This is a genomic window from Candidatus Defluviilinea proxima (assembly GCA_016721115.1).
Classification (GTDB): Bacteria; Chloroflexota; Anaerolineae; order Anaerolineales; family Villigracilaceae; genus Defluviilinea; species Defluviilinea proxima.
In genome coordinates this window covers 2,394,943-2,415,254 of sequence record JADKIW010000001.1, presented here as the reverse complement: position 1 = coordinate 2,415,254, position 20,312 = coordinate 2,394,943, and the positions used below count along the sequence as shown (strand labels likewise).

Annotated in this window: 22 protein-coding genes; 21 read left to right on the top strand and 1 reads right to left on the bottom strand. The window is 47.9% G+C overall.

The genetic code is table 11. The features are described 5' to 3' along the window. The first annotated feature begins 6 nt into the window (after positions 1–6). The 7 genes from IPP66_11250 to IPP66_11220 all read left to right on the top strand — a co-directional run bounded on the left by IPP66_11250 (position 7) and on the right by IPP66_11220 (position 7,828). Positions 7–1,245, top strand: coding sequence for a GGDEF domain-containing protein (locus IPP66_11250; GenBank protein ID MBK9925857.1), 1,239 nt, complete (start codon positions 7–9; stop codon positions 1,243–1,245). A gap of 148 nt (positions 1,246–1,393) precedes the next feature. Further along, entirely contained in the window at positions 1,394–2,305 is a 912-nt protein-coding gene (locus tag IPP66_11245; protein ID MBK9925856.1) for a diacylglycerol kinase family lipid kinase, read from the top strand. Positions 2,306–2,358: 53 nt separating this feature from the next. After that, complete coding sequence (locus IPP66_11240; GenBank protein ID MBK9925855.1) at positions 2,359–3,993, top strand: helicase-associated domain-containing protein; 1,635 nt, start codon at positions 2,359–2,361, stop codon at positions 3,991–3,993. Positions 3,994–4,054: 61 nt separating this feature from the next. Beyond that, positions 4,055–5,179 (top strand): DUF2029 domain-containing protein, encoded by a 1,125-nt coding sequence (locus tag IPP66_11235; GenBank protein ID MBK9925854.1) that lies wholly within the window; start codon positions 4,055–4,057, stop codon positions 5,177–5,179. Positions 5,180–5,254: 75 nt separating this feature from the next. Beyond that, positions 5,255–5,578: a hypothetical protein gene (locus IPP66_11230; protein ID MBK9925853.1), complete on the top strand. Its 324-nt coding sequence runs from the start codon at positions 5,255–5,257 to the stop codon at positions 5,576–5,578. Between the two features lie 214 nt (positions 5,579–5,792). Continuing rightward, positions 5,793–6,974, top strand: coding sequence for a glycine C-acetyltransferase (locus IPP66_11225; GenBank protein MBK9925852.1), 1,182 nt, complete (start codon positions 5,793–5,795; stop codon positions 6,972–6,974). Between the two features lie 50 nt (positions 6,975–7,024). Next, entirely contained in the window at positions 7,025–7,828 is an 804-nt protein-coding gene (locus tag IPP66_11220) for a glycoside hydrolase family 16 protein (GenBank protein ID MBK9925851.1), read from the top strand. Positions 7,829–7,901: 73 nt separating this feature from the next. Here the strand turns inward: IPP66_11220 and IPP66_11215 are convergent, their stop codons facing one another. Then, complete coding sequence (locus IPP66_11215; protein ID MBK9925850.1) at positions 7,902–9,065, bottom strand: hypothetical protein; 1,164 nt, start codon at positions 9,063–9,065, stop codon at positions 7,902–7,904. 190 nt (positions 9,066–9,255) lie between these two features. On the opposite strand from IPP66_11215, the gene IPP66_11210 reads away from it, so the two are divergent. The 14 genes from IPP66_11210 (at position 9,256) to IPP66_11145 (ending at position 20,225) form a co-directional block, all read left to right on the top strand. Then, a complete protein-coding gene (locus IPP66_11210) occupies positions 9,256–9,945 on the top strand; it encodes a TetR/AcrR family transcriptional regulator (GenBank protein ID MBK9925849.1) in 690 nt (229 codons plus the stop codon). A 5-nt stretch (positions 9,946–9,950) separates the two neighbouring features. Beyond that, positions 9,951–10,454: a hypothetical protein gene (locus IPP66_11205; protein MBK9925848.1), complete on the top strand. Its 504-nt coding sequence runs from the start codon at positions 9,951–9,953 to the stop codon at positions 10,452–10,454. An 89-nt stretch (positions 10,455–10,543) separates the two neighbouring features. Next, positions 10,544–11,803 (top strand): beta-lactamase family protein, encoded by a 1,260-nt coding sequence (locus IPP66_11200; GenBank protein MBK9925847.1) that lies wholly within the window; start codon positions 10,544–10,546, stop codon positions 11,801–11,803. Positions 11,804–11,918: 115 nt separating this feature from the next. Next, positions 11,919–12,623 carry a DUF2306 domain-containing protein gene (locus tag IPP66_11195; protein MBK9925846.1) on the top strand — a complete coding sequence of 235 codons (705 nt, stop codon included), beginning with the start codon at positions 11,919–11,921 and terminating at the stop codon, positions 12,621–12,623. Then, the gene (locus tag IPP66_11190; protein ID MBK9925845.1) at positions 12,620–13,018 is read left to right on the top strand and encodes a hypothetical protein; all 399 of its coding nucleotides are present in this window, start codon (positions 12,620–12,622) and stop codon (positions 13,016–13,018) included. Before IPP66_11195 ends, IPP66_11190 begins: the two co-directional genes overlap by 4 nt. 43 nt (positions 13,019–13,061) lie before the next feature. After that, positions 13,062–14,012: an NAD(P)H-binding protein gene (locus tag IPP66_11185; protein ID MBK9925844.1), complete on the top strand. Its 951-nt coding sequence runs from the start codon at positions 13,062–13,064 to the stop codon at positions 14,010–14,012. Positions 14,013–14,049: 37 nt separating this feature from the next. Beyond that, complete coding sequence (locus IPP66_11180; protein ID MBK9925843.1) at positions 14,050–15,213, top strand: twin-arginine translocation signal domain-containing protein; 1,164 nt, start codon at positions 14,050–14,052, stop codon at positions 15,211–15,213. Between the two features lie 53 nt (positions 15,214–15,266). Continuing rightward, complete coding sequence (locus IPP66_11175) at positions 15,267–15,716, top strand: DUF2214 family protein (GenBank protein MBK9925842.1); 450 nt, start codon at positions 15,267–15,269, stop codon at positions 15,714–15,716. A gap of 31 nt (positions 15,717–15,747) precedes the next feature. After that, positions 15,748–16,410 carry a hypothetical protein gene (locus IPP66_11170; GenBank protein MBK9925841.1) on the top strand — a complete coding sequence of 221 codons (663 nt, stop codon included), beginning with the start codon at positions 15,748–15,750 and terminating at the stop codon, positions 16,408–16,410. A gap of 12 nt (positions 16,411–16,422) precedes the next feature. Then, positions 16,423–16,875 carry a nuclear transport factor 2 family protein gene (locus IPP66_11165; GenBank protein ID MBK9925840.1) on the top strand — a complete coding sequence of 151 codons (453 nt, stop codon included), beginning with the start codon at positions 16,423–16,425 and terminating at the stop codon, positions 16,873–16,875. A gap of 137 nt (positions 16,876–17,012) precedes the next feature. After that, on the top strand, positions 17,013–17,918 hold the full coding sequence (locus IPP66_11160; protein MBK9925839.1) for a cation transporter: 906 nt from the start codon (positions 17,013–17,015) through the stop codon (positions 17,916–17,918). Between the two features lie 21 nt (positions 17,919–17,939). Further along, a complete protein-coding gene (locus IPP66_11155) occupies positions 17,940–18,692 on the top strand; it encodes a VIT1/CCC1 transporter family protein (GenBank protein MBK9925838.1) in 753 nt (250 codons plus the stop codon). A 54-nt stretch (positions 18,693–18,746) separates the two neighbouring features. Further along, complete coding sequence (locus IPP66_11150; GenBank protein ID MBK9925837.1) at positions 18,747–18,977, top strand: hypothetical protein; 231 nt, start codon at positions 18,747–18,749, stop codon at positions 18,975–18,977. Positions 18,978–19,079: 102 nt separating this feature from the next. Then, positions 19,080–20,225, top strand: a complete 1,146-nt coding sequence (locus IPP66_11145; GenBank protein ID MBK9925836.1) for an HD domain-containing protein — start codon at positions 19,080–19,082, stop codon at positions 20,223–20,225. Positions 20,226–20,312: the final 87 nt, after the last annotated feature.

The following is a 20,312-nucleotide window of genomic DNA, read 5'->3' as shown; positions in this document are numbered from 1 at the left end:
AAAATCATGAAAGAAAAAATTTACAAAATTCTGGCAAATGCCCGCCAATTATTAGATGAGAGTAACATTCCAGCCAATGAAAAAGACACCCTCGTCAAACTCCTTGCGCTCCTAACTACATCCGCAGAAAAATATTCTCCTGATGCAATGGACGCGGACGCCCTTCCACAGCTATTGATCAACAACCATGGACTACTGTCCATGTTGAAACAACAAACAGAAGAGCTCGATACTCTCAAGAAGTTGAGCATTAATCTCACATCCAGCCTCGACTTGCCGGATGTGTTGGATGCGGTCGTCTCCGAAGCGATGCGCCTTATCATGAATGCGCGCGATGTGAATATGTTCCTGTATAAGAATCACAAACTGTCGTTCGGTGCCGCGCTCGATTCAGATGGCAATCGTAACAAGGCATGGTCCACGCCAAGATCAAATGGACTCACCTATACAGTGGCTCGTACCGGTGAAACAATGATCGTGGAGGATATGCAAAGTCATCCCATCTTTGCCAATGCCCCAAAGGAATGGCAAGGCTCGATCATCAGTATCCCGCTCAAAGTCGGCTCGACCGTTGTTGGCGTGATGAATCTAGCACGCTCGATCAGCGGTCCATTCCCATCCTCTGAACTGCGCTTACTCAGTCTGCTTTCAGATCAAGCGGCCGTTGCGATTTCAAACGCCAACCTTCACCAGATGATCAGTCGTCAGGCTTACAGCGATACATTGACCGGCCTCCCCAACCGCCGCGCACTGGACGAACGCCTCGAAGAGGAAGTCCTATCCGCCCGCCGCAACAACTACTCCTTTGCAGTTGTGATGATGGATCTCGACGGCTTCAAAGACATAAATGACACCTACGGCCACTCTGTTGGCGATGATGTTCTACGATTGGTCTTCTCGCAAATGGCACGTGGCGTCCGCAATACAGATTTTCTAGCGCGCTACGGTGGCGACGAATTGACTCTCATTCTGACCCAATCAGATATATCCTCAGCCAAGATCGTGACAGAGAAGATCGTGGAAGGCATGAAGAAACTCAAATTCATTCTGCCAGACAAAAAGAAACTCAAACTAGGGATATCCGGCGGTATCGCCATCTTCCCCGTCCATGCCCGTAGCGGACCTGACCTTCTGCGCGCGGCGGATGCGGCCTTATATCAAGCCAAAAAGCATAACCGCGGTACTTTCCAAATGGCACGCGGTGTCACAGGTCCCATCTCAACACACAATATCGGAGGCGAATAGCCTCCGATTGATTTTACGGGGGTTATAATTTGTGAAAATCTGTCACTCTGAGGGAGCGTTTGTTACGACCAAGGAGTCTCATATGCTCAAAGTAGAGACCCCTTGCCGTCATTCAGAGTGACATTCCCATCACAAGGAGAATGTCCTTATGCATCGCAAAATCAAGATCATATTGAATCCCATGGCAGATATGGGCAACGCCTGGCGCATCGCCCGCGACCTACGCTCCGTCACAGAACAACACGGTGGCATAGAGTGGAGCGGCACGGTCTACCCTGGTCACGCCATTGATCTGGCAAAAAACTCCGAAGGGTACGATATGGTCATTGCCATGGGCGGCGACGGTACAGTTCACGAAGTAATGAACGGCCTCATGCAAATCCCCGAAAACAAACGTCCCATCCTTGGCATTGTCCCTGCCGGATCAGGAAACGATTTTGGACACGGCATCGGCATATCCACAACTCCGACACAAGCCCTCACACATGCCATCAATGGTGAGCCATCCCTGGTTGACCTCGGCTTAATGACCGATGCAGATGGGCGCAAAGAATATTTCGATAACACGCTCGGCATTGGCTTCGGAGCAACCGTCACCATCCGTTCACACCGCCTCCCCATTCTGCGCGGCTTCATCATGTACCTCACAGCCGTCATTCAAACCATCATCTTCGATCACAACCCCATCCAAATGCAAATCGAATCCGATGGTGAAAAATGGGAACAAAGCGTTATCTACCTTATTCTCTGTAATGGTCCACGCGAAGGTGGCGGCTTTCTCATCGCTCCTGAAGCGAAAATTGACGATGGCGTCCTCCACTACGCCATGATCACCAACGTCAGCCGCGCCATGATGTTCCGTATCGTACCTGAAGTGCTAAAAGGCACACATGGCCGCTTCAAAGAAGTCAAAATGGGCACGTGCAAAAAATTCTCGATCACCGCAGATCGCCCAATGTACATCCATGCTGATGGCGAGATCTACTCCGGCCCCGGCTCTGACCTCCGTAAAGTGTCGTTTGAGGTCCTGCCCAATGCATTGAGAATAGTAAGAGGGTAAAGTACACACGTATACAAGTAGACTCGTTCCCCGTCTACTTGTATACTTACCCCATGCCTGATCTAATTCACTCCCTTCTCAAACAAGATATTGGACATCTCCGTATCATCGCAGAATTCTGGGGCATCGAACTGAATTCTGTCGATGTAGATTCAGCACGCGAGGAACTATCCGCCTCTCTCCTCGACTTTGAACTGCTCGCTGAATTAATGGAGTCTCTCTCCCCTCAAGTGGATCTTGCCATAACCGACCTCGTCAACTCAGGCGGACGGATCGCATGGCCCGCCTTCACGCGCAAATACGGCGACATCCGCGAAATGGGCGCAGGCAAACGCGATCGGGAGCGTCCACACCTTAAACCATCTTCCACTTCCGAAGCTCTCTTCTATCGCGGCATACTCGCCAAAGCCTTCTTCGAAACCGACAAAGGCTCACAAGAATTTGCTTACATCCCTGATGATCTATTGCTCCTCATCGAAAGCAGTAAAGATAACGAGCCGCCTATCGAGGTCGAAGCGCTTGGTCGCCCTGCATCTCCCGGCGAAAAAGGCCAAGAGATTCTCGCAAACGATTCCGTTTTAGATGATGTAACTACTTTACTTGCCGCACTACGCATGGGTAAAAGTATGGACTCAGCCAGCTTGCTGGCGAATACCCAGAAGCATACCCTAGCGGGCACACGAGCTTCTGGATTCCATGGTTTGCTTACATCAGCAAAACTCATCAAGAAAAACACCATCCAAGCTGAAGCTGTCAAAGCGTTTTTCGAAGCCCCACGCAATGAAGCGTTGAAAATCTTGCAAGATGCCTGGGTTGAAAGTACAACTTTCAACGAACTCAAGCTCATGCCCAGCATCGTCTGCGAAGGCGAATGGACAAATCAGCCATTTGAAACACGCGAATTCCTACTCAATTTGCTCGATGCCATTCCCGAAGATAAATGGTGGAGTCTCAACTCTTTTATCCGCGACATCAAAACAAAGTATGCCGACTTTCAACGTCCCGCCGGTGACTACGATTCATGGTTCATCAAACGCGCATCCGATGGACAATTTCTGCGTGGCTTCTCCTACTGGGATCAGGTGGACGGCGCACTTATCAAGTATTTCATCACAAACATCCTTCACTGGCTTGGGCGTGTGGATTTATCAATTGCAGAGGGAGCGACAGAGGTCACTGCATTTCGAATCACATCAGACACTGGCCGTTCAACATTCGACGAAAAGGGCAAGGTATCGGTTTCCTCAAACGGAAAAATCAGCGTAGAAAGAACTGCCCCACGTGTTGTTCGCTATCAAATCTCACGCTTCTGCGAATGGAATGAAGAAAAGAAAGACGCATATCAATATCGCATTACGACCAACTCGCTGACCAAAGCCAAAGAACAGGGGCTTAAAGCCGAACAGTTATTGGCATTGCTTGTCAAACACACGAGCGGTAAAGTTCCACCTTCGCTCGTGCAGGCACTCAAACGCTGGGAAGTTAATGGCACAGAGGCCCGGGTGGAGACTCAAGTCATATTAAGGCTGAGCAGGCCCGAGATTTTGGAAGAGATGCGCAAATCAAAGGCATCAAAATATTTGGGCGAAGTATTAAGTCCAACAGCAGTAACAGTCAAAAGTGGAGCCATTCAAAAAGTGATGGAGGCGTTGGCAGAATTGGGTGTACTGGCAGAGATCAATGAATAAACTTGACGTTTGGCGCATCGCACGGATCACAGTAATATTTTCGCTCGTTACTTGGTTTGCAATGCAATGGATTCAAATGATTTCAAATCCTGTTGCGCCAACAGGAGCAGATTTTATTCATTTTTATTCAGCAGGGCGGGTTGCCCAGATGTTTGGTTTTTCATCTGTATACAACCTCGACCTTCAGCAAAAGATCGAGGAGGAGGTTGTTGGCTCCGATATGCCAGAAGGCCAGATCCTTCCCTACAACCATATACCGTATTTGGTCCCCTTCCTTCGATTACTGGTCAGCTCAAGTTATGTTGATTCATTCATACGGTGGGTCATTATTCTTCTCACGCTATTCATAACCGGGACTCTTATTTTTCTTCGTTCAAACTTTCCTGATCAATCTTGGTTTGATAGCTTAACCTTATTGGGTGGAGCAGTAATTTTTTATCCATTCTTCATCAGCCTTTTGATGGGGCAAGATTCGGTCATCCTTTATTTTGGCGTAGCGCTGTTAAGTGTTGGTATTCTGAAAAAAAATGATTGGCTGGCTGGCATGGGTCTGGCATTGGTCACGGTGCGGCCACACATTTTTCTGGCGTTAGCAATTCCCATATTTATCCGTTTTATAAGGGTTTGGTGGCGTTTTTTCACACCAACCCTGTTTCTTGTAGTGTTCAGTATCGCGATATTGGGAACAAGTGGCACAAAGGAATTTGTTGATGTTTTGCTTATCACTGCTGGAGGAAATTGGTTTGGCATGAATCAAGCAGTGATGTTCAACTTGCTAGGCCTACTTCTTCGCATATTTCCCTTCGTTGACGAGACCATCATTAGATTTATCTCATGGGGTGGGTATATTTTTGGAATTGGACTTCTTATCGTAATGTGGTCACGCGTCAAGATGCCAGACGAACATTTATTGGGACTATCCATTATTGGAGCGTTATTTTTTGCACCACACCTTCATTACCATGATCTGACCGTGTTACTTCTCCCAATTTTATTGACTATCAAAGTAATCACCCCCTTCTTATCTTTCCCCAAATCATCTACTTTGTTCGCAGGAGCATCGTCAGCTTTATTTGTCTCTGCTGCAGTTTTACCAATATATTTTATACTGCCATATCTTTTATATATCACGCTGACTTGGATACTCTTACGTCAAACGAGAGAGATGTTATTCTTAAACGTGTAATTTCCCTTGAAACTCAACTGAATATCTGTTTTAATCAAAACCCTTATCCAATCATTTATTCCAAAAGGAGGCTGAATGGGTTCGCTGACTAAGAAGGTTGCAGTGGACAAGATGACCGAATACATGGCACATGAATTGAAAAAGTTCAAAGTGGCGGTCGTTTCTTTATATCCAGGCTTGGTACGAACCGAGTCGGTCATGCGCAACGCGAAGCACTTCGATATGAGTAACTCTGAGTCCCCGCAATTCATTGGTCGAGTGGTCACTGCTTTGGCGAATGACCCGAAGATCATGAAGAAGAGCGGACAAGTATTGGTAGCGGCACAAGAGGCGCTGGAATACGGCATTAAAGATATAGATGGCAAGCAACCAAGACCACTAACTTTGAAAGATTTTTAGAACACGGCGACTGTCACTGAAAGGTTGTGACAGTCGTTTTTTGTTTAATGACTATAATGAAAATAGAAAATCGCTGGTTGAGTAGCGAGCGTTTTTTGCGAGCGTATCGAAACCAGCAATAACAAGTACACATGAAAGTGGTGGTTTCGATACAGGCTGAGAAAAGCGCTCAGCCCTACTCAACCACCGGAACAATATAATCACAGGAGTTTCCATGTCCAAACTTGATTGGCTCACACAGGAAATTGACGGCTTGAAAGAACAGGGGTTATACAACCGCATCCGCACGATCGGCTCGGCACAAGGTGCGTGGATTACAGTGGATGGAAAGAACGCTCTCAACTTTTGTTCGAACAATTATCTCGGTTTGGCGAATCACCCAAGGCTCGTGGAAGCCGCAAAGGATGCGACGAAGAAATATGGCGTTGGCCCTGCCGCAGTGCGTACCATTGCTGGCACAACCGATCTGCACATCCAACTCGAACAGCGACTCGCCAAGTTCAAAGGGGCCGAAGATGTCATCACGTTTCAATCGGGCTTCACGGCCAATCTCGGAACTATCTCGGCGTTGGTTGGCAAAGACGACGTGATCTTTTCTGACCGTCTGAACCATGCATCGATCATTGATGGATGTCGACTCTCGGGAGCGAAGATCGTCGCGTATGAACATAACGACGCTAGCGCTTTAGAGGACGCGATCAAAGAACACGCTTCAAACTTCCGCCGAGCCTTGATCATCACTGATGGCGTCTTCAGCATGGACGGCGATATCGCCCCCCTCCCTGCCCTGTATGAAGTTGCCAAGAAGTACGATATTCTATTTATGGTGGATGACGCACACGGCGAAGGTGTTCTCGGCAAAGGCGGACGTGGCATCGTGGATCACTTCGGTTTGCATGGAAAAATTGACATCGAAGTCGGCACGATGTCGAAAGCATTCGGCGTTGTGGGAGGTATCGTTGCGGGCAAAAAAGAGATCGTTGAATGGCTGCGTCAACGCGGACGACCGTTCTTGTTCTCCTCTGCTGTCACCGCACCCGATGCAGCGGCATGTCTGGCGGCAGTTGACCTGCTCGAAGAATCCACCGAACTCGTGGACAAGCTCTGGGCTAATGCCAAATACTTCAAAGAGGAAATGAAGAAACTCGGGTTTGACACGGGTGTCAGCGAAACACCCATCACACCCGTCATGCTCGGTGAAGCACCATTGGCACAACAATTTAGCCGTGAGCTATTTGAAGAAGGCGTCTTTGCTATGTCCATCGGGTTCCCCACTGTACCAAAAGGCAAGGCTCGTATTCGAGTCATGATCTCCGCTGCGCATGATAATGATGACCTCGGTAAAGGTCTGGATGCATTCGCTAAAGTTGGAAAGAAGTTGGGTGTAATACAATAACGCCTAAGGAAACCATCGTGCTAAAAAAACTTTACTTCACTGTATTAGTTATCCTAGCGGTATCAGCCTGTGTAACTCCCACGCCGATACCGCCCACATCCACCCCACAACCAAGCCCAACTCCAGAAAGCGAACGAAACGGTTGGAATTTGATCTGGCAGGATGAGTTCAATGGCGACGCGCTTGATTTGAGCAATTGGAAATTTGATCTCGGTGCGAACGGTTGGGGCAATGCAGAATTGGAAGAATACACGAACCGCACTGAAAATGCGCGCGTTGAGAACGGCAATCTGGTCATTGAAGCACGCGCAGATGAAACCGGCAAATTCGGTTACACATCTGCACGCATCAAGACCCAAGACCTGCAAGCCTGGCAATATGGGCGTATCGAAGGGCGGATGAAACTTCCGCAAGGACAGGGTATTTGGCCCGCCTTTTGGATGCTTGGCGATAATATCGACAAAACGACGATCTGGCCCAATAGCGGCGAGATCGACATCATGGAATTGATCGGCAAAGAACCGAACACTGTTTACAACACCGTGCATGGACCCGGTTATTCCGCCGCGAAAGGTATAGGCACACATACCGATCTGCCACAGGGATCCTTGCAAAGCGATTTTCATGTATACGCAATTGAATGGGAACCGGCTGAAATCCGCTGGTATATTGATGAGGCGCAAACATTCAAAGTCACCAAAGCGGATGTGCCCGGGGAATGGGTCTTTGATCATCCCTTCTTTATCATCCTGAACGTAGCCGTGGGAGGCGGTTGGCCAGGCTACCCTGATGGCTCCGACATCTTCCCACAACAATTATTAGTAGATTACGTGCGTGTGTATCAACGTCCTTGATACGATCTAAGAATCAAAAAGGACATCAGGGTTTTTAGCTCTGATGTCCTTTTTGATTCTACCTGCGGCTTATCTACTTTGCGTATGCATCCAAGAACTCATCCCAACCTGTAGTCAGAGCAAAATCCAGGGTTCGATAGTACGTATAGTTTGAATCCTTTTGAGATGCTTTCGTAATAAGATAGATCGAAATACCATGTACATCCGAATAAGCGTTCACATGACGTTCGTGTAAGACCACGGAAGCAAATGCATTCATCACTGCCTGACTCTTGGCCTTGATATTGGCGTCCGTCACATTACGATTAATTTCATAGGCCATATCGTACAGATCATCATCCATTGGCGCCTGCCACATGCTCCGAGTCGCAGTAAACGCCTTGGCATATTTGGAGCGGTTGGCAGTGAGTCCATTCTTCAAAGCGACGGACCATTGATCCACGGCAGTAAGTAGGGTAGTCAAACGCCCATCGACAGCCACAGCAGACCAGGTCTTGTCATTAGAAGCGCTCTGACTGGTAGCTATCGCCACCTGATCAGCGGTCATGTTTGGATTGGCGGCTAATTGTGCCAGCACAATATCATACTCAATGCCGTCCCAACCAACATATTCCTGTGAACTGGCAACCACTGTGGCATGAGTATGCCAAAGTTTGAAGACTTCAATGGACGCCATGTTACAGCCATCGTATCCGACCACATCGATAAAACCAAGTGATGGGATGATGGCTTTCATCTCTTCATAATCAAGCGTATCGGCATTTGTGTCATCCTGCATCACATAACCGGGATGCCAATTCCAGCCATGTCCCCAAAAATATAACGCGTAATGATCGGCGGGGTAATTAGTCTTTGACCATGTAACAAATTCGGTCAGCGTTTGCGCCTCCCCCATATTCTTCTCGCCCCAATCTGCAACTGCGCTGGCAGAGTCAGCGATCATGCCAGGTGTGACGTGGTAGAGCTTTGTCGTCTGCCAATCTCCACGGCTTGTATCATAACCGGGCGCACGATCTGCCAATGCGACTATTTGTACATTAGCACTTGAACCAATGGGCGCAAGTTCCAACTCAATATCTTTTACAACATAATCTTCAAGATTGTTATCCCCTGAGATGTAGACCATCACCGTCCATTTGGCTTGTGCGGCAGGTGCGGCGAAAGCGGTACCTGTCAATGTAGAAAGTAGAACCAGTAGAACAACGAACGTAACAAATGTACGAGTTGACTTGCGCATTGCTTCCTCCATTGGCGAATGTGGACTAATTGGAGAGAGTATAGCATTTTGAATCGCCAGATTCAAGAAGCAGTTTTCCCACAGAACCAATAGTCCAGCTTTCAAAATCTCGAAGTTCACTTTATTTCGCCTCTTGACTTAAATAACTATACACTGTATATTTACAGTGTATAGTAAATAAGGAGTCAACATGGTCAGACCTACAAAGAAAAAACAGATCGCCAATCTTCAAGAAGCCATCAAGGAAACTGCCTGGAAGCAGATCGCTGAGTTCGGTGCCCCTGCCCTTTCGCTGAGAGCTATTGCCCGTGCTTTGAAGATCACGGCCCCTGCCATCTACAACTACTTTCCAGACAGAGATGCATTGGTCACTGCGCTCATCATCGACGCATATACATCCTTTGGAGATTCGCAAATCGAAGCGCGAGATGCTGTAGAAGAGGATGACAACACTGCTCGCCTGATGGCAATTGGTTTGGCATACCGCAATTGGGCACGTACCTATCCACAGCGGTACCAATTGATTTTCGGTACGCCTATTCCGGGCTACGAAGCACCGTTAATGGAGGTCCTGCCTTCTGCGGCTCGCTCCCTGAGTGCGCCAGTAAGCATTATTGAAAAATTACGTGTGACAGGCAAATTGAAGGTAGATAAATTTCCCGAGGTACAGAAGGAATATCTCGACTATTTTGAAACATGGAAAAAGTTTGGCGGCGACGTGGACTCATTGTCAATATCTGTTGCAATGATCGTCTGGTCGCGCGTGCATGGCATCGTCTCGCTTGAAATATCTAACAATATGCCCCTCTTCGGTCCAAGCGGTAATGACTTGTATCTGTTTGAGCTGAAATCCCTCATACAGCAATTTATCAAGGAATAAGGTCCGTGAAGCCAGCATCCATCACGAACTACATATTGAACTGTATGTTGCTCCTCCTGCCCATCATGGCATGGAATGTGATCTTTGCCAGCAAATTGCCGCGGGCGTATTTGGCAGATATCTTTGAAAAGGATATTCCATCCCTCATCACAAACGGTGAAAACTTTTTTAGGTTAATTGTTTTCATCCTTCCTCTTTTGATGCCTTTGCGGATCAAAACGCAAACTCAAAAGCTTGGCTTATGGTTATACATCATTGGAACAGGGATTTACTTTACCGCATGGTTGGCGCAGATGTATTTTCCGCAAAGCGTATGGAGTTTGAGCGCCATCGGCTTTTTAGCTCCAGCCTATACCCCGTTGATCTGGCTGGTCGGCATAGGGTTGATCGGCAGCACTCTTTATTTTTCGTCACCGTATCGGTCATGGATGTACATCGCCATATCAATTATTTTTGTTGCTTTTCATCTCTCACATGCTTTGACTGTTTACATAAGAAACATTCTCTAAAACATATACATTGATCCATCAGAGCTATTAAAGAATACAAGGCAAAAAAATTTATTTTTTCTAACTTTAGCGGTCAGGATTTTATAACAATGAAAAGGTCAAATAAAATGAACGGCATTCTAACTTATTTTCTTATCGGTTTGGCAGTTGTGATCGGTCTGGTATTTGCGATCGTTTTTTACTATCGTCCGAAATTTCTCTACGCACCAAAGCCTCCACAGCAAGTTAATAATGTTGCAGAATTTGAAGAGTATGTAAATGAATTGATCGAGTTTGGCGATCCGCCTGGGATGTCCATTGTTGTGGTCAAGGACGGTGTCATTAAATACGAAAAGGGATTTGGAACATCAGACAGCCTCAACAGCATCCCTGCCACACCTGATACTGTCTACCATTGGTGGTCAATAAGCAAAATGTTCACTGTGATCGCCACACTACAACTCCAGGAGCAGGGACTTCTCAACATTCAAGACCCTGTCACAAAGTATCTTCCGTTCTTTCAGGTTGAGTATCCATCCACTGCCAGCCAGCAGATCACGATTCAACATCTCTTGAGTCACAGTTCGGGCATGCCCGATGCAGGAAACGAGATACTGGGCTGGATCCATTACGACGGCGATCCCACCCTGAACCAGACAGAATTTTTGAAAGAAATTCTTCCGCGCTATAGCAAACTGGTTTACGAGCCAGGCACGGAGGGACAATATTCCAATATTGGTTATATCGTACTGTCGGCGGTCATTGAATCGGTGTCCCAACAATCGTATGAAGAGTATGTTGTTGACAATATCCTGAAACCTTTGGGAATGGAGCATACCCACTTTATCTACACACCAGAAATGCAGGTGCGTGCCGCTTCGGGATCGCATCCCATTGACGTTATGGGCTTCATGGCATCTCAGTTAATTGATATGGATCGAGCCATTCAGGAGAAGCGTAACGGACGCCTGTGGTTCAACAACATCTATTCACACCAGACAGCCCCAACGGGACTTATCGGCTCTCCATCTGACATGACTCGCTTCATGATGATGGTACTCAACAAGGGTGTTTTAAACGAGACACGTATTCTTTCTGCAGAAAACATCGAGTTGATGCAGAAGGAACAAGTCGCTGTCACAAAAAGCCCTGCGCCGATCAGCAACCTGGACTTTGGGTTGGGATGGTTCATCGTCCATGAAGAAGATCGTGTCGCACTTGTTCATGGAGGGCAGGGAACATCCTTTGTAAGCTTTATAAAACTTTATCCCGAGGAAGGTTTGGGAGTTTTTGCAGCCGCCAACAGTACCTACCTCGGACGCAATTTTGGGTTTGATATTGTCAACCTTGCAAGTAGTCTGGATTGGTAACGAAGAATACCTTCGCAGAAATATTAACGGCCTAGAACACAACCACCATCACCATTCAACGCATAAGACCATGTATATCGAAAACGATAAATAAACCTTTAATCTGGAGACTCGCATGAACTCACTTCGCAAACACTTTCCCTGGGGCTTGATGGCATTTCTCGCCATCGGCATCACCATCGCCGCCGTTGGACCATATACAACCCTCAACTCAGCAAACTTCAACGGGGCCACCGCGCGCTATGCAACGGAAACAAACCTCAAATTCGTCAGCCTATTCGTCCATGCTTTTTCAGGCGGGATCGCTCTCATCATCGGGCCTTTCCAATTTTTGAGCGGACTCCGCAACCGACGTCCCACTCTCCATCGCTGGATGGGACGCATCTATCTAACTGCGATCCTGATCGGTGGACTATCGGCTTTTATCATCGCCCCAGGCTTGATCTCAGGACTCGTCGGCGAGATCGGCTTGATGACACTTGCCGCTCTCTGGTTGTGGACAGGTTTAATGGCGTACATCAACATCCGCACTGGCAACGTGGAAGTCCATCGCGACTGGATGACCCGCAACTACGCCTTGACCTTCGCTGGTGTTACCCTGCGCCTATGGCTGGGAATTTTGATTGCAACCCAGTTGCCCATGCTTGCAACCAAATACGAAAATAATTTCGATAATCTATTCGTCGAAGTCTACCGTCTGGTGATGTGGCTTTCATGGGTTCCGAATTTGATCGTCGCCGAATGGATCATCAATCGCCGCCGTGCACCGAAAGCTGTAACTATCAACAAACAAATCAGCCTCACAAAGGAAGTTGCGTGAAACAGCTTGCACTTGGCCTAACCGCCTTTACTACATTTGGAATTGTCGCTTACTGGGTATCTGTCTTTACTGGCGTCTTCAAGGTCACCGAACTTGTACCGGGGTATCGCAACTGGTTCATGTCCTTCCCACTGGCAGATGGATGGATCGCGGTCGTATCGCTTCTCGCATTCATCTTCCTGCTTCAAGGGAATGACAAGGCATCGTTGTTCGGTCTGCTTACAGGTTCCAGTTTGATCTTTTTAGGCTTGTATGCGCTGATGTATGGCATCAACACAGGTTTACTCTTCAACCTTACAACGGACGAGTTGATCGAGATCGCCATCAAAGTGTATTGTTTATCTGTAGGTTCGTTCTTCATCATGTATTTTTGGAATCTCATAAACAGACCCTAAAGGTCTTTGAGACCTTTAGGGTCTATCAAAAAGGAGAATGTAAATGTCAGCTACTCATGTTATTTTAGGAACTGGCGCCATTGGGCGAGCAATTGCAGAAGAACTCATCAAGCGCGGAGAATCTGTCCGTATGGTGAATCGGTCTGGGAAGATGGAAGAGATACCTGCTGGAGTGGAGGTAAAGGCTTCAGATCTGTATGACCAGGCTCAGGTCAAGGAAGTGACGCGAGGGGCTAAAGTGGTATATCAAGCCGCTCAGCCGAACTATCACGAATGGGTGGAAAAATTCCCATCGTTCCAGAAATCCATCATAGATGGTTTGACGGGCAGCGACGCAAAGTTGGTGATGGTTGAAAATTTATACATGTATGGGGATACAAACGGAACACCGCTGACAGAAGACATGCCGCACAATGCACACACGCGCAAAGGAAAAGTACGAAGTGAGATCAGCAAAGCCGCGTTCCAGGCACATCGAGCAGGGAAGGTGCGCGTCACTGCGGGTCGTGGATCAGATTTCTTTGGCGCATGGGGTTTGCCCACTGCGGCTATGGGCGAGAGGACATTCTATCCGTTATTGAATGGAAAGGCAGTTGGCTTGGTTGGTGATATTGATGCGCCACATACACACACCTATATTCCTGATTTCGGAAAAGCGCTGGTAACTTTAGGTGAACGCGATGAAGCCTATGGACAAGCATGGCATGTGCCGAACGATAACCCACGTGTGACCCAACGTGAGATGGTCAAGATGATCGCTGAAGCGGCGGGCGTGGAACCAAAGATAAGCGCAATGGGCAAAGGGATGATGTGGTTCGGTGGTTTGTTTATTCCTGAGGCAAAAGAAATGGTCGAGATGATGTATGAATTCGAGAAACCCTTTATCGTGGATTCAAGCAAATTCGAAAAGGCATTCGGCATCAAAGCCACACCGATGCGCGAGGCGATCAAGACTACAGTCGCATGGTACAAGTCGCATCCGTTGAAGAAGTAGGCACGTAAACAAGTAGAACATAGACAGGCAGGTCAAAATGAAACCAATCAATCGTCGTGATTTTCTCAAACTCGCTGGGGCAACATTTGTTGTAGCGGCGGGCGGATCGGTCTGGCGTGCAGTCGATCAAGGCATGTTCAGTGCAGGCAAAGGCCCTGTATACCAAGCATGGACAAATTGGCGTGATGCAGAGACTCCACTTGAACGCATTGTCGCGGCGGGCATTCTTGCATCCAACCCGCACAATTCGCAACCGTGGATATTCCACATCACATCATCAACCATTGATCTCTTCGCTGACACAAACCGACAGATCGGAGTGATCGATCCCTTCCTTCGTGAGATGTACATCGGATTAGGATGTGCATTGGAGAACATGATACTAGCGGCTGAAGCGGAGGGCTTCGCCTCATCCCCTAAGCTCATGCCTGATTCTGCCAACGAAACACATGCGGTTCACCTTGACCTTTCTCCCGCTCCCCCTCAATCATCGAAACTATATTCTGTAATTCCATCCCGTCATACAAATCGTAGTGCTTACGATATGAGACGCGGCATCTCCGCTGACACATTGACCATGATCAATGACCTTGTGAAAAATGAAAACGCGCGATTATTCTGGTTCGCAGAGGAAACAGAAAAAGAAAAGTTTGGTCAGGTAGCGACTGCCGCCACCGAAGCATTGATCAATGACGAAGAACAAAGCCTGGACAGTCACGCCTGGTGGCGACAGGATTGGTCGGAGTTGCAGGAACGCGCCGATGGCATCACCCTTGATGCACAGGGCCTGAGCCCATTTATCACACAAGCGGCAAAGTTTCTGCCCGATGGCTCACGTAAACAGAATGACCAGATCTTCCTCAAAAACATGCGCGAGACCAATATCCCCCTGTCTGCGGCGTTCGGCATTTTGACTGTAAGAGATGGAAGAGATAATGCTCAACGATTAGAGTGCGGCCGCATCTGGCAACGGATCCATTTGTGGGGCACAACACAGGGATTGGCACTTCAACCACTCAACCAAATGTGCGAACGCGTTGACCGTGAAGCACAACTGAACAAAGAATTCACTTTAACAAAAGCAGTCCGTGGGCTGGTCAACGATGATGACTGGCACGCCATCATGCCTTTCCGCATTGGGTATCCCGTGCAGGAGTCTTTTCCAAGTCCACGGCGTGGGCTGGAACAAGTTTTATCGTAAACAGCGGAATATTTTTTCCGCTAAAACTTTAAAGTTAACAGGAGAAAAAGAGTATGGCATCCGCATTCATGGCATTTCTGCATCACCTATCCGCGTTTACGTTGGTGGCAAGTGTGATCTATGAATTCATCGCCTATCGTAAAGGCTTGACCATTGAAGAGGCGCGCCGCGTCCAGCGCGCAGATATGGCATATGGTATCTCGGCTGGCATTTTATTGGTCGTAGGTTTATTACGCGTCTATTTCTTTGAAAAGGGGCCTGCCTTTTACACCCAAAGTCCATTCTTTTGGGTGAAGATGGCGGCGTTCGTTATCGTAGGATTACTATCCATTGATCCAACCATCCGTTACCTAAAATGGAACAAGACCGTGAAAGCGAACATTGCTCCAGAGATCACTGACAGCGAATTCAAACGAACTCGTATTCTGCTTACGTTGGAAGTGATCGGGTTGGCTGTCATCATGTTCTCAGCAGCGTTCATGGCGCGCGGGATCGGAATGTAGGAAAGCAACACGACAGGAAAAGGAGTAATTTATGTTCGTTGGACATCTAAGCGCTGGTCTTGTTCTCAAAAAAATGGAACGCCGCATAAATATCGGTTGGTTTTTCTTTGCGGGGTTGTTCCATGATTTCCTGCTCGGCATATTAATTTTGATGGGTCTTGAGCAAGTCCAAGTTCCAGAAAACTTCGCGCAGCTTCACTACCTCACATTCATATTTCCCTTTTCGCACGGCTTGGCCGCATCCATTTTCTGGTCGGTGCTTGCATTCGGGATCACCTATATGGCACTTCCGCGCTGGGCATCCAAAGAACGCAATCAGGCTGGCGTTGCAATGGGTCTGGCGGTCTTCTCACACTTCGTCTTGGATTGGATGGTACATATCCCTGAAATTCCCCTGTTGGGAGAAAGCTCACCCAAGATCGGTCTGGGACTATGGAACAACCTTCCGCTCGCACTTACACTGGAAACTGCCCTTGTTGTAACAGGCTTTGCCTTTTACCTTTTGGTGATCAAACCTAAAACCAATCTAGCCCGCTACGGGATCGGCATACTCTTGTTATTTCTCACTATCCTTACCGTTACAGGGATGCTCTTCGGTGAAACGCCTCCTCCCGCAACAGGAGCAGCCTTATCATGGATAGTGGAACCGCTTGTGATCTGCGGATTGGCATTCTGGTTTGACAAAAACGCTTAAGAGGATAGTTATATGTATCACGCCATCATGCGCTCAAAAGTACGTGAGGTGTTCGACCAACTCAACGAAGGAAAATACGACCTGATCCTTACCAATCTTGCGCCAAAGTTCGAGCACTGGTTCATTGGCGAGCATGCTCTTTCGGGCTTGCGCACCTCCCTGCCCGTAACACGCCAATGGTACGAGCGGTTGTATCAAATTTTCCCAAACATCCACTTTGACATCAAAAATATTGTCGTGCAGGGTGCGCCATGGGATACAACTGTCACCGTCGAGTGGGATGATAGTTACACCCTTCTCAATGGCAAGAAAAGGTCAAATCTTGGTGTACACATCATCCACTTCAAATGGTTCAAAGCGGATTCCATCCGCATCTACTGTGACACAAAACTGCTTCTCGCTAATTTAGCGATCCAGGCTGAGGGCGGGGTTGCAGATGTCGCATTGCCCCCTCTAATCGGATAATTTCAACCAAATAAAACGGACAATCGCACGAGCGACTGTCCGTTTTGCTTTTAAAGTGACTTTTATCCATTCCCAATACTTTCTTACGCAGGTATCATGGTTTTATGCCTCATAAACAATCTGCTCACAACGATTTAATGCAAAACCGATCTTCCCTCACAAAATTTGCGTGGTTGTCCATCGCGGCGGCAGTCGCAACCATCGCACTAAAGACAGGTGCATATTTTCTAACAGGCTCCGTCGGCTTGCTATCAGATGCCATCGAATCACTTGTCAATCTGGCTGGCGCCATCATGGCTTTGTTGATGCTCATTATCGCGGCGCGTCCCGCAGACGATGACCACGTCTACGGTCACAGCAAGGCAGAATATTTTGCCAGCGTGACCGAGGGCATCTTGATCCTGGGCGCCGCCATCGGCATCATGGTTACGGCAGTGCAAAGGTTGTTGGATCCGCGCCCCATCGAACAATTAGGGTTGGGCTTGGTCGTATCCATTGTCGCTTCGCTGATCAACTTTATCGTCTCACGTATCTTGTTGAAATCTGGCAAAGAACGGCAATCCATTTCGCTGGAGGCCGATGCGCATCACCTCATGACCGATGTGTGGACTTCCGTCGGCGTCATCGGTGGTGTTGCCGTTGCGGGTTTCACCAACTGGCAAATCCTCGACCCCATCGTTGCCATCATCGTAGCACTCAACATCGTTTGGACAGGCTTCCAGCTCGTGCGTCGTTCGATCTCAGGTCTTATGGATGAGGTCTTGCCCGCAGAGGAACAAAAGCTGATCGAGACTGTGATGGCCAAATATCGCGAAAGAGGCGTGGACTTCCATGCCTTACGTACGCGTCAAGCCGCCGCACGCAGGTTCATGTCGGTGCATGTACTTGTACCCGGCGAATGGACCGTCCACGATGCGCATCACGTTGCGGAGGATTTCGAGAATGATATTCGGGCAACACTGGGTGGAGTGATCACGGTCTTCACGCACCTTGAGCCCGCTGAAGATGAACTTTCTATGGATGATATGTATCTGGATCGTTGAAACCAATGAAAGAAATAACACATGACAAACATAACCACACAACAAGATAAAAGCACATTGATCGAACAAGTCCGCCTTCATGACCATCATGATCCGCATCATGGTGAGTTCCGTCTTTCAGAAGTGATCCTTGGAGGGCAGGATGGACTTGTCAATACCCTCGGCGTCATCCTGGGTGTTGCGGCGGCCACATCAGATGCGCGCATCGTCATTGCGGCAGGGCTGGCGGCCACCTTTGCTGAATCCATCTCGATGGGCGCGGTTGCGTACACATCCACGCTGGCCGAGAATGACCTGTATCACAGCGAGCGCGAACGCGAGTATCGCCACATCCATCTTGCGCCAGATGTAGAGGTTGAAGAGATCCGCGATATTTATCGGAAAAAAGGCTTTGAAGGTGAGACGCTCGATAAGATCGTGGATGTCATCACATCCAACCCTGATGTGTGGGTCAATGTGATGATGTCGGAGGAGTTCCAGTTAACGCCACCCGAGAAATCCAAAGCCTTCAACTCTGCCATGCTGGTTGGATTCTCTGCGCTGGCAGGCTCTTTCATCCCCCTCTTCCCGTTCTTTTTCTTGAACGTGAATCTGAGTATCATCATCTCGATCATTATCGCCGCCCTGACCTTGTTCGCAGTCGGCGTATACAAAGCCCGCGTAACCGTCGGCAAGCCCTTCCGCAGTGGAATGGAAATGGCACTCATCGGCACATTGAGCGCACTGGCTGGCTACGTAGTAGGCTGGCTATTCAAAGTGCCAACAGTGCCGTGACGCAACAAGCAGATATCGTATTGATACAGGAGCGCATCAAGAAAGGCAAAGCAAATGACATATCTTGCTGGGATTGGCACTGTTATCCTACAGATCGTACTCGCAGTCCATGCCGTTCGAACTCGGCGACCTTTTATTTGGGTCTTCCTCATTTTGATTTTCCCGCTCATGGGTAGTGTGATCTATGTCATTGCTGAACTTATCCCAGAGTGGGAAAGGACCAACGCGATTCAGAGATGGCTAAACAACATTGAGCGTTTCTTTTCAGAATTGTTTTCGCGGTAGTGAGAATAAGCCTTCAATATTCTCCAGAATACTCCTGCTGACAAACCCCTCCACAGAAGAACAGTTGACGAGTATATTCAATATGTAAGTGAGGCCTAAACAATGAGAGATATTGAGTTTGCAGAATACGAGAAGATCACCAGGCAGGTATCTGCAAAAGAATTGTCGACCCTATTAAAGGTCAGCAGTTGTCTCGCTTCCACATTGGATTTAGCCAAGGTTTTGCAGATCTCGATTGAGAGTGTCATCGGATCACTTAGTTTGGATACAGGCGCAATCTATACGCTTGAAGACAAGATATTGCACCTCGGAGCAACCTCCCCACCCCTGCCTCCTGAAATGCCAAGAGGCGTACTCAGTTCATACCTTGGGGATCATCCACATATAGAAAATGTCGTTCATACAAAATCCCCTGTATATCTCTATGATGCCAGAATAGAATCACTTTCTCCTGCCGAAAAAATCGTTGTTGATTCCCGTCACCTTATTTCAATCCTTTACTTTCCATTACTTCTGAAAGAAGATGTGATCGGCGTTTTCATTGTCGGTACAACAAGTGACACTCGCCTGTTTACCAATGATGAGGTTGATCTGTGCTACATACTTTCATATGAAGTTTCTCTCGCGATCGCAAATGCACAATTGTATAAAAAAGCCCAACAGGCAGTTACCGACCTAACACACACCTACGACGCGACACTTGAGGGATGGTCCCGTGTGCTCGATATGCGAGACCATGCTACAGATGAACATACGCAACGCGTTACCAGATTGACCATTGCTCTGGCAGAAAAGATGGGCATCCCAGAATCTGAAATCGGGCATATTCGAAGAGGCGCTCTTTTGCATGATATCGGGAAGATGGCAATTCCTGATACCATTCTACAGAAGCCAAGCAGGTTATCGAAAGCAGAGATAGCGATCATGCGAACTCACCCTGAGAAGGCCTACGAGCTTCTCTCTAATATCGATTATCTTATTCCCGCATTGGATATTCCTTATTGCCACCATGAAAAATGGGATGGGACGGGGTATCCCCGTAAACTAAAAGGGGAAGAGATTCCGTTATCCGCGCGGCTCTTTGCTGTAGTAGATGTCTATGATGCGCTCACATCCAATCGCCCCTATCGGAAAGCCTGGAAGAAAGAAAAGGTTCTAGCCTATATTCGAGCGCAATCGGGAAAACACTTCTTTCCTGATGCTGTTGAGGCTTTTATTGAGTTACTCAGCGATCAATCTGCGCCTTGAATGATCATCAAACACGATTAAATAACAACCGTCTTGGTCTCTCAAGGCGGTTCCTTTTTTAACCAGTTGATTTACAAAAGCAAAACT

What these genes read in the sequence shown, in the direction of transcription:
- IPP66_11250 (MBK9925857.1), top strand. Translation starts at nt 7, where the DNA reads ATGAAAGAAAAAATTTACAAAATTCTGGCAAATGCCCGCCAATTATTA.
- IPP66_11245 (MBK9925856.1), top strand. Translation starts at nt 1,394, where the DNA reads ATGCATCGCAAAATCAAGATCATATTGAATCCCATGGCAGATATGGGC.
- IPP66_11240 (MBK9925855.1), top strand. Translation starts at nt 2,359, where the DNA reads ATGCCTGATCTAATTCACTCCCTTCTCAAACAAGATATTGGACATCTC.
- IPP66_11235 (MBK9925854.1), top strand. Translation starts at nt 4,055, where the DNA reads ATGCAATGGATTCAAATGATTTCAAATCCTGTTGCGCCAACAGGAGCA.
- IPP66_11230 (MBK9925853.1), top strand. Translation starts at nt 5,255, where the DNA reads ATGGGTTCGCTGACTAAGAAGGTTGCAGTGGACAAGATGACCGAATAC.
- IPP66_11225 (MBK9925852.1), top strand. Translation starts at nt 5,793, where the DNA reads ATGTCCAAACTTGATTGGCTCACACAGGAAATTGACGGCTTGAAAGAA.
- IPP66_11215 (MBK9925850.1), bottom strand. Translation starts at nt 9,065, where the DNA reads ATGCGCAAGTCAACTCGTACATTTGTTACGTTCGTTGTTCTACTGGTT.
- IPP66_11210 (MBK9925849.1), top strand. Translation starts at nt 9,256, where the DNA reads ATGGTCAGACCTACAAAGAAAAAACAGATCGCCAATCTTCAAGAAGCC.
- IPP66_11200 (MBK9925847.1), top strand. Translation starts at nt 10,544, where the DNA reads ATGAAAAGGTCAAATAAAATGAACGGCATTCTAACTTATTTTCTTATC.
- IPP66_11195 (MBK9925846.1), top strand. Translation starts at nt 11,919, where the DNA reads ATGAACTCACTTCGCAAACACTTTCCCTGGGGCTTGATGGCATTTCTC.
- IPP66_11185 (MBK9925844.1), top strand. Translation starts at nt 13,062, where the DNA reads ATGTCAGCTACTCATGTTATTTTAGGAACTGGCGCCATTGGGCGAGCA.
- IPP66_11180 (MBK9925843.1), top strand. Translation starts at nt 14,050, where the DNA reads ATGAAACCAATCAATCGTCGTGATTTTCTCAAACTCGCTGGGGCAACA.
- IPP66_11175 (MBK9925842.1), top strand. Translation starts at nt 15,267, where the DNA reads ATGGCATCCGCATTCATGGCATTTCTGCATCACCTATCCGCGTTTACG.
- IPP66_11170 (MBK9925841.1), top strand. Translation starts at nt 15,748, where the DNA reads ATGTTCGTTGGACATCTAAGCGCTGGTCTTGTTCTCAAAAAAATGGAA.
- IPP66_11165 (MBK9925840.1), top strand. Translation starts at nt 16,423, where the DNA reads ATGTATCACGCCATCATGCGCTCAAAAGTACGTGAGGTGTTCGACCAA.
- IPP66_11160 (MBK9925839.1), top strand. Translation starts at nt 17,013, where the DNA reads ATGCAAAACCGATCTTCCCTCACAAAATTTGCGTGGTTGTCCATCGCG.
- IPP66_11155 (MBK9925838.1), top strand. Translation starts at nt 17,940, where the DNA reads ATGACAAACATAACCACACAACAAGATAAAAGCACATTGATCGAACAA.
- IPP66_11150 (MBK9925837.1), top strand. Translation starts at nt 18,747, where the DNA reads ATGACATATCTTGCTGGGATTGGCACTGTTATCCTACAGATCGTACTC.
- IPP66_11145 (MBK9925836.1), top strand. Translation starts at nt 19,080, where the DNA reads ATGAGAGATATTGAGTTTGCAGAATACGAGAAGATCACCAGGCAGGTA.